Raw genomic sequence first — 12,895 nt, forward strand, 5'->3', positions numbered from 1 at the left:
AAGCCGGATGCCAAAACTGTCGAGTGGATTACATTAATGGGACCGCGTTTGCACATTCACAGCCAGCCGTTCTCCGGCTCGGTGCATGACTTCTTTTCTCCCGTCGCCCATCTGCCCTGGGCCATGTTGCTGGAGTCGGCCGCCCCCCATCGGGCCGACAGCCGTTTCCATATCATCAGCGCCGCGCCCCTGGCTACCCTGGTCACCCGGGGGGAGGAAACGGTGATCGATCATCAAGGCCGGAGCCAGGTCTCGGCCGCTTCCCCCTTCGCCCTGCTGAAGGAGTGGCAGCAGCGGCTGCTGGGCGAGCTGAGCCTGCCCGTTGCGTTTCGCCATCTGCCCTTCGCCGGCGGCGCCCTGGGGCTGTTCGGCTACGATCTGGGCCGGCGGCTGGAGCGGCTGCCGAGCCTTGCCGTCAACGAGCTGGCGACCCCGGACATGGCGGTGGGTATCTACGACTGGGCCTGGGTTATCGATACCCGGGAGCGGCTGGCCCACCTGCTGGTGCTGGGCGACGAGGCGGCGCTCGCCGCTCGACTGGACTGGTGGCGGCAACGGCGGGAGCGGGCGGCGGTGTCCTTCCGTCTGGCCGGTCCCTGGCGGGCCAATCAGTCCCAGGCCCAGTACGGGGCCAACTTCGAGCGGGTGCAGGCCTATCTGGCAGCCGGCGACTGCTATCAAATTAATTTGACGGTGCGCTTCGAGGCCCCCTTCGAGGGCGATGCCTGGGCCGCCTATCGCCACCTGAGCGAGCACAACAGGGCGCCTTTTTCCGCCTTTCTGCAGTTGCCCGAGGGCGCCGTGCTCAGCCTGTCGCCGGAGCGCTTTATCGCCCTCGAGGGGCGGCGGGTCGAGACCAAGCCGATCAAGGGCACCCGGCCGCGGGGGGCCGATGAGGCCGAGGACCGGCGGCTGGCCGAGGAACTGGCGTCGGCGCCCAAGGACAGGGCCGAGAACCTGATGATAGTGGATCTGCTGCGCAACGATATCGGCCGGGTGTGCGTGCCCGGCTCGGTGCGGGTACCGGCCCTGTTCGCCATCGAATCCTTCCCGGCGGTGCACCACCTGGTGTCCACCATCACCGGCGAGCTGGCCCCCGGGCTCGACGGCACCGATCTGCTGGCGGCCACCTTTCCCGGCGGCTCCATCACCGGCGCCCCCAAGATCCGGGCCATGCAAATCATCGAAGAGCTGGAGCCCCATCGCCGCCACGGCTACTGCGGCAGCATCGGCTACCTCAGCGCCCACGGCCGCATGGACACCAGCATCAGCATCCGCACCCTGCTGGCGGAGCGGGGGTGTCTCTATTGCTGGGCCGGCGGCGGTGTGGTGGCCGACTCCGAGGCCGGCGCCGAATACCAGGAGTTGTTCGACAAACTGGGCAAGATCTTGCCGGTGCTGGAAACCCTATGACCCGGGAACAACTGCTGACCCGCTTCAACCTGCTGCAACCCCTGCCGGATGCGGTGCTGCCCGCCCAGGCCCGGCCGGCGGCGGTGCTGCTGCCGCTGCTCGAGGGGGAGCGGGGGCTGGAGCTGGTGCTGACCCGGCGCAGCCGGCAGCTGCGCCAGCACCCGGGCCAGGTCAGTTTTCCCGGCGGCCGGGTGGATGACACCGATGCCAGCCTCTGGCATACGGCGCTCAGGGAAAGCCGGGAGGAAATCGGGCTGGATCCGGCCCTGTGCCGGCCGCTCGGGCGGCTGCCTTCCCAGTACACCGTCTCCGGCTTCGCGCTCACCCCCTTTATCGGCCTGGTCGAGGGCCGGCCGCACTTTGTCCTCAACCCGCAAGAGGTGGACGAGGTGTTCCAGGTGCCCCTGGCCTATGTCCTGGATCTGCGCCGTCACCACCTCTTTACCCTGCGAAGGCGTGGCCGGCTGCACACCGTCTGTTTTATTCCCTGGCAAGGCATCTGGATCTGGGGCATCACCGCCGCCGTCATCCATCAGTTCGCCCTGCAGATCGCCCGCTGACGGGCGATCCCGGTCACAGATCCCGCTTCCTTTCGCCGCCCCCTTAAAAATTAGTTGGGTTGAAACTCAAATAATTCTACAATCATTCAATATAAGTTGAATGATTGCGTTCAGCCCTGTTGTACTTCGGAGTGTTCCCATGATCAGTGTGTTCGACATGTTCAGTATCGGCATAGGCCCTTCCTCCTCCCACACCGTGGGTCCCATGCGGGCGGCGCACGCCTTTGTGGCGGGTTTGGCGGAGCAGGGAACCCTGACCCGGGTCAGCCGGGTCGAGGTGGAATTGTTCGGCTCCCTGGGCCAGACCGGTATCGGCCACGGTACCGGCAAGGCGGTGATTTTGGGGCTGGGGGGCTTCGACCCGGAAAGCGTGGACGTGGACATGATCCCGGGCTTCCTGGCCGAGGTGGACACCAGTCAGCGCATCCTGCTCAACCGTGAGCATGCGGCGGAGTTTCCCCGCAGCGGCGCCATCGTCTTCCATCGCCGCAAGACCCTGCCCCTGCACAGCAACGGCATGACCTGCCGGGTGTTCGAGGGCGACGCCGTGCTGGCCGAGCAGTCCTACTATTCCATCGGCGGTGGCTTTATCGTCAAGGCGGAGGAATTCGCCGAGACCAAGGCCGGCGCCCAGGCCCAGGCCGTGGCCCGTCCGGCGCCCTATCCGTTCAAGAGCGCGGCCGAGCTGCTGCGCCTGTGCCAGGAAAACGGCATGTCCATCAGCGGCCTGATGATGGCCAACGAGAAGGTCAACCGTTCCGAGGAAGAAATAGTCCGGGGCCTGCGGGAGATCTGGGGGGTGATGCAGGCCTGCGTCAAGCGCGGCTGCAAGACCGAGGGCATACTGCCGGGCGGGCTCAAGGTCAGGCGCCGGGCGCCGGCCCTCTACCGCCGGCTGACCAGCGAGTCCCAGTACAACAAGGATCCCCTGAGCGTGATGGAATGGGTGGATCTGTTCGCCCTGGCGGTGAACGAGGAAAACGCCGCCGGTGGCCGGGTGGTGACGGCGCCGACCAACGGCGCCGCCGGTATCATCCCCGCGGTGCTGCACTATTACGACAAGTTCGTGCAACCGGTGGATGACGACGCCCTGGTGCAGTATTTCATGACCGCCGCCGCCATCGGCATCCTGTACAAGGAAAACGCCTCCATCTCCGGCGCCGAAGTGGGCTGCCAGGGCGAGGTGGGCGTGGCCTGCTCCATGGCCGCCGGTGCCCTGACCGCGGTGGTGGGCGGTACCATAGAGCACGTGGAAAATGCCGCCGAGATCGGCATGGAACACAACCTGGGGCTGACCTGCGATCCGGTCGGCGGCCTGGTGCAGGTGCCCTGCATCGAGCGCAACGCCATGGGCGCGGTCAAGGCCATCAACGCCAGCCGCCTGGCCCTGCGCGGCGACGGCGAGCACAAGGTGTCGCTCGACAAGGTGATCAAGACCATGCGCGACACCGGCATGGACATGAAGACCAAGTACAAGGAAACCGCCCGCGGCGGCCTGGCGGTCAATATCATCGAGTGCTGACGGCGGGAGGCTAGATGCCTGAAGCTGGAAGTAAAAAGCCCGGTTCATAAACCGGGCTTTTTGTTGTCAATACAGCCAACGCTGTGGCTGTGTACCGGCTAAAGAGGCGCCTGAAAACAGCGCCACTTCCAGCTTCCAGCTTACGGCTTCCAGCTCTTATTTAATGCGCATGCCCGGCTGGGCGCCGGCCTGGGGCTCGAGGATCCACAGATCCTTGCCGCCGGGGCCGGCGGCCAGCACCATGCCTTCGCTCATGCCGAAGCGCATCTTGCGCGGGGCCAGGTTGGCCACCATGACGGTGAGCTTGCCTTCCAGATCTTCCGGCTTGTAGGCGGACTTGATGCCGGCGAACACCTGGCGGGTCTCGCCGCCCAGATCCAGCTGCAGTTTGAGCAGCTTGTCCGCTTCCGGCACCGCTTCCGCCTTCTTGATCAGCGCCACCCGCAGATCCACCTTGGCGAAGTCGTCGAAGCTGATGGTCTCGCCAATGGGATCCTCGGCCAGGGGACCGCTGGGCTTGGCGGCCTGCTCGGCGGCCAGATCTTCCCTGGAGGCTTCCACCATGGCGGCGACCTTGTCCGCCTCGATGCGGCTGAACAGGGCACTGAAGGTGTTGACCCTGTGGGCCAGCAGCGGCTGTGCCACTGCGTCCCACTCCAGAGTACAATTCAGGAAGGCCTCGGCCCGCTCGGCCAGTGTCGGCATCACCGGCTTGAGGTAGGTCAGCAGCACCCGGAACAGGTTGATGCCCATGGAGCAGATGGCCTGCAGCTCGGCCTCCTTGCCTTCCTGTTTGGCCACCACCCAGGGGGCCTTGTCGTCCACATAGCGGTTGGCCTTGTCGGCCAGGGCCATGATCTCGCGGATGGCGCGGCCGAATTCCCGCTGCTCGTAATACTGGCCGATGCGCTCGGCAGCCTCGGTAAACTCCGCGTACAGGGCGGGCTCGGCGCACTCGGCGGAGAGCTGGCCATCGAAGCGCTTATTGATAAAGCCGGCGTTGCGGGAGGCCAGGTTGACCAGCTTGTTGACCACGTCCGCGTTCACCCGGGCCACGAAGTCGTCCAGGTTCAGATCCAGATCGTCGATGCGGCTGGACAGCTTGGCGGCGTAGTAGTAGCGCAGGCACTCGGGATCCAGATGAGCGAGGTAGGTGTCGGCCTTGATAAAGGTGCCCTTGGACTTGGACATCTTGGCGCCGTTCACGGTGACGTAGCCGTGCACGAAGATATTGCTGGGCTTGCGGAACCCGCTGCCCTCGAGCATGGCCGGCCAGAACAGGCTGTGGAAGTAGACGATGTCCTTGCCGATGAAGTGGTACAGCTCGGCGTCGCTGTCCGCCTTCCAGTAGTCGTTGAAATCGAGGTTGCCCTGGCGGTCGCAATAGTGCTTGAACGAGCCCATGTAACCGATGGGAGCATCCAGCCACACGTAGAAGTACTTGCCCGGGGCGTCGGGGATCTCGAAGCCGAAGTAGGGGGCGTCGCGGGTGATGTCCCACTGCTGCAGCCCGGCCTCGAACCATTCTTCCAGCTTGTTGGCCATTTCTTCCTGCAGGGCGCCGGAGCGGGTCCAGGCCTTGAGCATGCCCTCGAACTGGGGCAGGTCGAAGAAGAAGTGCTCGGTGTCCTTCATCACCGGGGTGGCGCCGGACACCGCCGAACGCGGGTTGATCAGCTCCGCCGGGGTATAGGTGGCACCGCACACCTCGCAGTTGTCGCCGTACTGATCTTCCGCCTTGCAGCTGGGGCAGGTACCCTTGACGAAACGATCCGGCAGGAACATGTTTTGTTCGGGATCGTACAGCTGGGAAATGGTGCGGCTCTGGATAAAGCCGTTGGCCTTGAGCTTGCCGTAGATCAGTTCGGCGAATTCGCGGTTTTCCGGGCTGTGGGTGGAGTGGTAGTTGTCGAAGCTGATATTGAAGCGATCGAAGTCGGCTTTGTGCTCCTGCTGCACCGCGGCGATCATCTGCTCGGTATCCAGGCCCAGTTGCTGGGCCTTGAGCATGATGGGGGTGCCGTGGGCGTCGTCGGCGCAGATAAAATGGATTTGATGGCCACGCATTCGCTGATAACGAACCCAGATATCGGCCTGGATGTGCTCCAGCATATGACCAAGGTGGATAGAGCCGTTGGCATAGGGGAGGGCGCAGGTGACAAGTATCTTACGTGGATCGGTAGCCATAATGTCCATTTTGTTGAGTCAATTACGTGGGACTGAGCATGTTACCCGAGTTTTTTCTGTTATACACTCCTCGACCGCTTTTTCCCCTTTTTAACCGGTTTGAGCAGGGAGTATGACATGACAACGGCTTGTCTGATTGCGGATATTGGCGGCACCAAGGGCCGCTTCGCACTGGTGGAGCAGGGGACCCTGGCGCCTCGGGACATCCGGGTGCTGGCGGTGAGCGCCCACGAACACCTAGAGCAGGCCATCCGCCATTACCTGGCCGAGGAGGCCGGGGCATGAGCGAGTGGGCCGGACGTCATATCCTGGTGGTGGACGATGACGAGGAGATCTGCGCCCTGCTCAAGTCCTACCTGGAGCGCAGCGGTTTCAGGGTGAGCGTGCTCAACAACGGCGAACGGCTGCTGCAGGCGCTGGAGCTGGTGTCGCCGGACATGCTGATCCTGGATGTGATGATGCCCGGCGAGGACGGCTTCACCCTGTGCAGTCGGGTACGCAAGGTTTCCCAGGTGCCCATCATCATGCTCACCGCCTCGGCGGACGAGAGCGACCGCATCATCGGGCTGGAGCTGGGGGCGGATGATTATGTGCCCAAGCCGTTCAGCCCGCGGGAGCTGCTGGCACGGATCAAGGCGATTTTCCGGCGGGTGGGCGGCGTGATGCCGGGCGACCATCACCGCTATTACTGTTTCGCCGGCTGGCAGCTGGACACGGTCAACCGCAGCCTGACCGACCCGCAAGGGGAGGAGCAGGCCCTGTCCGGCGCCGACTACAGCCTGCTGCAGCTGTTCCTGGAGCGGCCGGGCGAGGTGCTGAGCCGGGACGATCTGCTGGGGCTGACCCGGGGCCGGGAGGCCAATCCCTTCGATCGCAGCATAGACGTGCAGCTCAGCCGGCTGCGCCAGCGGCTGGGGGAGGACGCCAAGGATCCCCATATCATCAAGACGGTGCGCGGCGCCGGCTATGTGCTGGCGGTGGCGGTGGAGCTGAAATGAGACGCTGGCTGCGCTGGCCCAACTCCCTGTTCGGGCGCATGTCGCTGGTGATGATACTGGGGGTGGTGCTGGCTCAGCTGGTCAGCAACGCGGTCTGGGTGCAGCAGCTCAACAAGGACAAGGCCGAGGCGGCGGGCCGCATGGCCGAGGAGCTGGCCGACAGCGTGGCCTCCACCGTCAATTTCTTCCGCGCCCTGCCGAGCAACTACCAGCACCTGGTGCTGTCCCAGCTCAGGGACATGGGGGGCACCCGTTTCTTCGTGTCCCTCAACCGGGAGTTTATCGAGATCCAGGACATTCCCGACTCCCCCGTCAAGGCCATCGTCACCCGCCGCTTCGAGCAGGAGCTGCGCCGGCGCCTGGGCGGGGAGCTCGAGCTGCACATAGGGGTGTCCCATCCTCAGACCCTGCACGTGTACAAGAACGAGGTGCGGCTGCTGGACCTGCCCGCCCGCTGGGCCCAGCAGAGCCAGATCCACGATCCGGACGCGCCGCCCATCCTGGTGATGCAACTGGCCATGGGCGAGGGCGACTGGCTTTACCTGGCGGCGCTGCTGCCCGATCGGACCCTGCTGGCACCGACGTCCTACCTGGACGGCGAGCGGCTGCTGTTCCTCACCCTGCTGGTGCTGGTACTGCTGCTGGCCGGTGCCCTGATCTTCCGCTGGCTCAACCGGCCCCTGCGCCGCCTGGGCCGGGCCGCCGAGCGGCTGGGGCGGGGCATGGCGGTGGCCAAGCTGGATGAGAGCGGGCCGCGGGAAATCCGCGCCACCGCCCGCGCCTTCAACCTGATGCAGGACCGCATCGGCCGCTTTATGGCCGATCGGGAGCGGCTGTTCTCGGCCATTTCCCACGATCTCAAGACCCCCATCACCCGGCTGCGGCTGCGTGCCGAGCTGCTCGACGACGACCAGACCAGGGCCAAGTTCGAACAGGATCTGATCGCCCTGGAGCAGATGGTGAAGGGCGCCCTCGACTGTGCCCGAGGCACCGATATCCGCGAGCCGGTGACCCGGGTCGACCTCTTCGCCCTGTTGCAGGAACTGTGCGACGACGCCGGCCTGATGGGGGCCGAGGCCAGCCTGCAGGGGCCGGCGCCGGCCTTCTTTCACGGCAAGGCGCTGGCGCTCAGGCGCTGCTTCGGCAACCTGATCGACAACGCCGTCTTCTACGGCCGCACCGCCGAGGTGATCCTCACCGCGGACGGGGGCTGGCTGGAGGTGCAGATCCGCGACCGGGGCCCGGGCATTCCCGAGGCGGCCCTGGAACTGGTGTTCGAACCCTATTACCGGCTGGAGTCCTCCCGCAGCCGCCACACCGGCGGCACCGGCCTGGGGCTCAGTATCGCCCGCAACATAGTGCACGCCCACGGCGGCGAGCTGAGCCTGGCCAACCGGGCCGGGGGCGGCCTGGTGGTGTCGGTGCGGCTGCCGAAGGGCGGCGGCTGAACTGTGATCCCGGTGTGAATAAAACCGGAATCCGTTAACACTTCGTTACAATTGCTTTCCTTATGTAACCCAAGCGCCTTGGCCGCCGTGCTTTAATGGCGGGGTGGCTCCAGGTGGGAGCCTGCCATTGAGTGAAACCACAAAAGGGAACCCCAATGAAACTGTTACGGAAATCCATTCTCGGTGTGATGTTAGGCGGTGTGCTGGCCCAGCCGGCCTGGGCGGGCAAGGTGGAAGTGCTGCATTTCTGGACCTCGGGCGGCGAAGCAAGATCGGCGGCCGTGCTCAAGGAGCTGCTGGAAGCGGAAGGCCACGGCTGGGAAGACTTCGCGGTGGCCGGCGGCGGCGGCGAGAGCGCCATGACGGTGCTCAAGTCCCGCGCCGTGTCCGGCAACCCGCCCAGCGCCGCCCAGATCAAGGGGCCGGACATCCAGGAGTGGGCCGAACTGGGGTTTCTCGCCAACCTGGAAACGGTGGCCCGCCAGAGTGGCTGGGACGAGCTGCTGCCCAAGGTGGTGGCGGACGTGATGCGCCACGACGGCCACTATGTGGCGGTGCCGGTGAACGTGCACCGGGTCAACTGGCTGTGGGCCAACCCGGCGGTGTTCGAGCGGGTCGGGGTAGCGGTACCCACCAGCTGGGATGAATTCATGGTGGCGGCCGACAAGCTGAAGGCGGCCGGCGTCACCCCCCTGGCCCACGGCGGCCAGGCCTGGCAGGACGCCACCCTGTTCGAGGCGGTGGCACTGGGCAAGGGCGGGGTCGACTTCTACCGCAAGGCCCTGGTCGAGCATGACGACGCCACCCTGTCCGGCCCGCAGATGGTGGAGGTGCTGTCCCTGTTCAAGCAACTGCGCGACTATATCGACGCCGATGCCCCGGGCCGGGACTGGAACATCGCCACCGCCATGGTGATCAACGGGGACGCGGCCATGCAGGTGATGGGCGACTGGGCCAAGGGCGAGTTCAGCGCCGCCGGCAAGGTGGCGGGCCAGGACTACCTGTGCGTGGCCGCGCCCGACACCCGGGACGCCTTTACCTTCAATATCGACAGCTTCGCCATGTTCGAGCAGCGCAACGACGACGACATCCAGGCCCAGAAGGATCTGGCGCGCCTGATCATGGAGCCGACCTTCCAGGAAACCTTCAACCTCAACAAGGGCTCCATTCCCGCCCGCACCGGCCTGCCCCGGGACAAGTTCGACAGCTGCGCCCACCTGTCGATGGACGACTTCGTGCGCACCGCCGAGCAGGACACCCTGGTGCCGAGCATGGCCCATGGCATGGCCACCAGCTCCGCCATCCAGGGCGCCATCTATGATGTGGTGACCAACTACTTCAACAGCGCCGCCATGAGCGCCGAGGACGCGGCCCGGCAGATGGCCCGGGCGGTCAAGGCAGCCATCTGAGCCCGACGGGCGGGCTCTTGCCCGCCCGTCGTCTTCCGGTCTTATCTCAGGGATTTGACATGACCAAGTATTCCATGACCCGGGCCCTGCCGCGGGAAGAGGCCCCTGTCCGCGCCGGCGGCGGAGCGGCGGACCGGCTGCAGCGCTGGCTGCCCAGGCTGGTGCTGGGCCCGACCATGATCACCACTGTGCTGTTCGTATACGGCTTCGTGGCCTGGACGGTGCTGCTGTCCTTCACCTCGTCCCGTTTCCTGCCCAAGTACGATTTCGTGGGCTGGCTGCAGTACCAGCGGTTGCTGGACAACGATCGCTGGAGCGTGGCCTCGCTCAATATCCTGATCTTCGGCGGGCTCTTCATCCTGATCTGCCTCGCCCTCGGGGTCTTGCTGGCGGTGCTGCTGGATAGGCAGATCCGCGCCGAGGGCGCCATCCGCACCGTCTTCCTCTATCCGATGGCGCTGTCCTTCATCGTCACCGGCACCGCCTGGAAGTGGGTGCTGAACCCGGGGCTGGGGCTGGAGAAGCTGATGCGGGACTGGGGCTTCGAGTCCTTCACCTTCGACTGGCTGGTCAATCCGGACATGGCCATCTACACCCTGGTGATCGCCGCCGTCTGGCAGTCGTCGGGTTTCGTGATGGCGCTGTTCCTGGCCGGCCTGCGCGGGGTGGACGACGACATCATCAAGGCGGCCCAGCTCGACGGCGCCGGCCTGTTCACCATCTACCGGCGCATCATACTGCCCTACCTGCGGCCGGTGTTCTTCAGCGCCTTTATCATCCTTTCCCATATCGCCATCAAGAGCTTCGATCTGGTGATGGCGCTGACCGGCGGCGGCCCCGGCTATGCCACCGATCTGCCGGCCACCTTTATGTACACCACCGCCTTCAGCCGTGGCCAGATGGGTCTGGGCTCGGCCAGCGCGGTGATGATGCTGGGGGTGGTGCTGGCGATACTGGTGCCTTATCTGTATTCCGAACTGAGGGGGAAACGTCATGGTTAAAACCGCTGCCAATCCCGTCGCCCGGGGGCTGCTGTATGGCGTGCTGGGCCTGGCGGTGCTGTTCTACCTGTTGCCGCTGCTGGTGATGGTGCTGACCTCGTTCAAGACCATGGCGGACATCCGCGGCGGCAACCTGCTGGCGCTGCCGGAAGTCTGGGTGCTGGAGGCCTGGGCCAAGGCCTGGGGTAGCGCCTGCACCGGGGTGAGCTGCGCGGGGGTGCAGCCTTATTTCTGGAATTCCTTCGCCATCACGGTGCCGGCGGTGCTGATCTCCACCCTGCTCGGCTCCCTCAACGGCTATGTGCTGACCAAGTGGCGGTTCCGGGGCTCGGAATTTTTCTTCGGCGCCATGCTGCTGGGCTGCTTCATCCCCTTCCAGGTGGTGATACTGCCCATGGCCCAGACCCTGGGCTGGCTGGGGCTGGCCAACACCATTCCGGGCCTGGTGTTCGTGCACGTGGTCTACGGCATGGCCTTCACCACCCTGTTTTTCCGCAATTTCTACGTGGCGGTGCCGACCGAGCTGGTGAGCGCGGCGCGCATCGACGGGGCCGGTTTTTTCCGTATCTACTGGCGCATCATTCTGCCGGTGTCGGCGCCCATCTTCGTGGTGACCGTCATCTGGCAGTTCACCCAGGTGTGGAACGATTTCCTGTTCGGGGTGGTGTATTCCGGCGGCAATACCCAGCCGGTCACGGTGGCGCTGAACAACCTGGTGAACAGTTCGACCGGGGTGAAGGAGTACAACGTGGACATGGCGGCGGCGATGATAGCGGCGCTGCCGACCCTGCTGGTGTATGTGCTGGCGGGCAAGTATTTCGTGCGCGGCCTGACCGCCGGCGCGGTGAAGGGATGATGAAGCGGCATGGGTGGCAGGAAATGGCGGCGCACCGGCCAAAGGGACAACTCCGCCGACACGCCGTAAGACATGACACTCGCTGTTTCAGCCTGCTGCGAACATTCACCGGATGTTCGGTCAGTCTGAAACGGCTCGTCACGGCGAGGCAAGCTCGCCCCATGGGGGCTCGGACATGCCATCCCTGGCATGTCACGGTCGGCGGAGCCGCTCCCTTTGACCGTCACCCGACTAGGGCGTTGTCTGTCCACCATGGCGACGCGGCAATATATTGAAGAGGACGCCATCATGGCAGCATTGGCAATTCAGAACGTAAAGAAAAGTTTTGGCGATACCCATGTGCTCAAGGGCATCGATATCGAAATCAAGGACGGGGAGTTCCTGATCCTGGTGGGACCTTCCGGCTGCGGCAAGTCGACCCTGATGAACGCCATCGCCGGGCTGGAGGAGGTGACTTCCGGCGATATCCGCATCGGCGAGCGGGTGGTCACCGGGCTGCAGCCCAAGGACAGGGACATCGCCATGGTGTTCCAGTCCTATGCGCTCTACCCGAGCATGACGGTGCGCGACAATATCGCCTTTGGCCTGGAGATCCGCAAGGTGCCCAAGGCTGAGCGGGAGCAGGAGGTGCAGCGGGTGGCCGAGTTGTTGCAGATAAGCCACCTGCTCGATCGCAAGCCGTCCCAGCTCAGCGGCGGTCAGCGCCAGCGGGTGGCCATGGGGCGGGCGCTGGCGCGCCGGCCCAAGATCTACCTGTTCGACGAGCCGCTCAGCAACCTGGACGCCAAGCTGCGGGTGGAGATGCGCACCGAGATCAAGAAGCTGCACCAGCGCCTGGGTACCACCATCGTCTATGTGACCCACGATCAGATAGAGGCCATGACCCTGGCGGACCGCATCGCGGTGATGAAGGACGGCATCGTCCAGCAGTTCGGCACGCCGCGGGAGATCTACGAGAACCCGGTGAACATGTTCGTGGCCGGCTTTATGGGCTCGCCGGCGATGAATTTCCTGCGTGGCGAGCTGGTGGCGGGCGAGCAGGGGCTGGGGGTGCAGGTGCTCAACGGCGACGGCGAGGTCTTCGTCTTCCCCCTGGGGCCGGATACCCGCGGCCTGACCGGCCGGCTGGGCAAGGAGGTGGTGCTGGGCATCCGTCCCGAGCACCTGACCCAGGTGATCCCCCATCAGCAAGGGCTGGCGCAGGTGTGCCGCTTCCGGGCACGGCTGGAAGTGGTGGAGCCGACCGGGCCCGATACCCTGGTGGAAATACAGCTCAACGGCCAGGGCATCAACTGCCGGGTGCACCCGGCCGAGGCGGGCCGGGCCGGCGAGCCGATGGCGCTGATGGTGGACATGGGCAAGGCGGTGCTGTTCGACCCGGCGACCGAGCAGCGGTTGTTGTAAGCCATCTGCTGCCTAATCCCCTTTACAACCCGGGCCGGCGTTTCGCCGGCCCGGGCTTTTTGGTAGAGTGCAGGGCAGATTCCCTATCAGGCGAAAC

The 12,895-nt window shown here is 65.1% G+C and carries 11 protein-coding genes; 10 read left to right on the forward strand and 1 reads right to left on the reverse strand.

The genetic code is table 11. From position 1 onward, the window contains the following. Positions 1 to 36 precede the first annotated feature (36 nt). The 3 genes from pabB to JKV55_RS07755 all read left to right on the forward strand — a co-directional run bounded on the left by pabB (position 37) and on the right by JKV55_RS07755 (position 3,495). A complete protein-coding gene (gene pabB, locus JKV55_RS07745) occupies positions 37 to 1,413 on the forward strand; it encodes an aminodeoxychorismate synthase component I (RefSeq protein ID WP_202083872.1) in 1,377 nt (458 codons plus the stop codon). Beyond that, positions 1,410 to 1,973, forward strand: a complete 564-nt coding sequence (locus JKV55_RS07750) for a CoA pyrophosphatase (RefSeq protein ID WP_202083873.1) — start codon at positions 1,410 to 1,412, stop codon at positions 1,971 to 1,973. The genes pabB and JKV55_RS07750 overlap by 4 nt, the downstream gene beginning before the upstream one ends. 139 nt (positions 1,974 to 2,112) lie before the next feature. After that, the gene (locus tag JKV55_RS07755; protein WP_202083875.1) at positions 2,113 to 3,495 is read left to right on the forward strand and encodes an L-serine ammonia-lyase; all 1,383 of its coding nucleotides are present in this window, start codon (positions 2,113 to 2,115) and stop codon (positions 3,493 to 3,495) included. Between the two features lie 156 nt (positions 3,496 to 3,651). Here the strand turns inward: JKV55_RS07755 and metG are convergent, their stop codons facing one another. Next, positions 3,652 to 5,682, reverse strand: a complete 2,031-nt coding sequence (gene metG / locus JKV55_RS07760) for a methionine--tRNA ligase (RefSeq protein ID WP_202083882.1) — start codon at positions 5,680 to 5,682, stop codon at positions 3,652 to 3,654. 117 nt (positions 5,683 to 5,799) lie between these two features. On the opposite strand from metG, the gene JKV55_RS07765 reads away from it, so the two are divergent. From JKV55_RS07765 to JKV55_RS07795, 7 genes are all read left to right on the forward strand, one after another. Continuing rightward, a complete protein-coding gene (locus JKV55_RS07765; protein WP_202083884.1) occupies positions 5,800 to 5,967 on the forward strand; it encodes a glucokinase in 168 nt (55 codons plus the stop codon). Further along, positions 5,964 to 6,680, forward strand: a complete 717-nt coding sequence (locus JKV55_RS07770) for a response regulator (protein WP_202083886.1) — start codon at positions 5,964 to 5,966, stop codon at positions 6,678 to 6,680. The genes JKV55_RS07765 and JKV55_RS07770 overlap by 4 nt, the downstream gene beginning before the upstream one ends. Then, the gene (locus JKV55_RS07775; RefSeq protein ID WP_202083888.1) at positions 6,677 to 8,128 is read left to right on the forward strand and encodes a sensor histidine kinase; all 1,452 of its coding nucleotides are present in this window, start codon (positions 6,677 to 6,679) and stop codon (positions 8,126 to 8,128) included. Before JKV55_RS07770 ends, JKV55_RS07775 begins: the two co-directional genes overlap by 4 nt. Before the next feature lie 155 nt (positions 8,129 to 8,283). Next, complete coding sequence (locus JKV55_RS07780; protein ID WP_202083890.1) at positions 8,284 to 9,537, forward strand: ABC transporter substrate-binding protein; 1,254 nt, start codon at positions 8,284 to 8,286, stop codon at positions 9,535 to 9,537. A 59-nt stretch (positions 9,538 to 9,596) separates the two neighbouring features. Then, positions 9,597 to 10,538 carry a carbohydrate ABC transporter permease gene (locus JKV55_RS07785; protein WP_237332741.1) on the forward strand — a complete coding sequence of 314 codons (942 nt, stop codon included), beginning with the start codon at positions 9,597 to 9,599 and terminating at the stop codon, positions 10,536 to 10,538. Next, on the forward strand, positions 10,531 to 11,394 hold the full coding sequence (locus tag JKV55_RS07790; RefSeq protein WP_202083892.1) for a carbohydrate ABC transporter permease: 864 nt from the start codon (positions 10,531 to 10,533) through the stop codon (positions 11,392 to 11,394). Before JKV55_RS07785 ends, JKV55_RS07790 begins: the two co-directional genes overlap by 8 nt. A gap of 288 nt (positions 11,395 to 11,682) precedes the next feature. Then, on the forward strand, positions 11,683 to 12,798 hold the full coding sequence (locus JKV55_RS07795) for an ABC transporter ATP-binding protein (protein ID WP_202083894.1): 1,116 nt from the start codon (positions 11,683 to 11,685) through the stop codon (positions 12,796 to 12,798). Positions 12,799 to 12,895 lie beyond the last annotated feature (97 nt).

Source organism: Zobellella iuensis, assembly GCF_016746085.1.
GTDB lineage: Bacteria > Pseudomonadota > Gammaproteobacteria > Enterobacterales > Aeromonadaceae > Oceanimonas > Oceanimonas iuensis.

What these genes read in the sequence shown, in the direction of transcription:
- JKV55_RS07785 (WP_237332741.1), top strand. Translation starts at nt 9,597, where the DNA reads ATGACCAAGTATTCCATGACCCGGGCCCTGCCGCGGGAAGAGGCCCCT.
- pabB (WP_202083872.1), top strand. Translation starts at nt 37, where the DNA reads ATGGGACCGCGTTTGCACATTCACAGCCAGCCGTTCTCCGGCTCGGTG.
- JKV55_RS07750 (WP_202083873.1), top strand. Translation starts at nt 1,410, where the DNA reads ATGACCCGGGAACAACTGCTGACCCGCTTCAACCTGCTGCAACCCCTG.
- JKV55_RS07795 (WP_202083894.1), top strand. Translation starts at nt 11,683, where the DNA reads ATGGCAGCATTGGCAATTCAGAACGTAAAGAAAAGTTTTGGCGATACC.
- JKV55_RS07790 (WP_202083892.1), top strand. Translation starts at nt 10,531, where the DNA reads ATGGTTAAAACCGCTGCCAATCCCGTCGCCCGGGGGCTGCTGTATGGC.
- JKV55_RS07765 (WP_202083884.1), top strand. Translation starts at nt 5,800, where the DNA reads ATGACAACGGCTTGTCTGATTGCGGATATTGGCGGCACCAAGGGCCGC.
- JKV55_RS07755 (WP_202083875.1), top strand. Translation starts at nt 2,113, where the DNA reads ATGATCAGTGTGTTCGACATGTTCAGTATCGGCATAGGCCCTTCCTCC.
- metG (WP_202083882.1), bottom strand. Translation starts at nt 5,682, where the DNA reads ATGGCTACCGATCCACGTAAGATACTTGTCACCTGCGCCCTCCCCTAT.
- JKV55_RS07775 (WP_202083888.1), top strand. Translation starts at nt 6,677, where the DNA reads ATGAGACGCTGGCTGCGCTGGCCCAACTCCCTGTTCGGGCGCATGTCG.
- JKV55_RS07780 (WP_202083890.1), top strand. Translation starts at nt 8,284, where the DNA reads ATGAAACTGTTACGGAAATCCATTCTCGGTGTGATGTTAGGCGGTGTG.
- JKV55_RS07770 (WP_202083886.1), top strand. Translation starts at nt 5,964, where the DNA reads ATGAGCGAGTGGGCCGGACGTCATATCCTGGTGGTGGACGATGACGAG.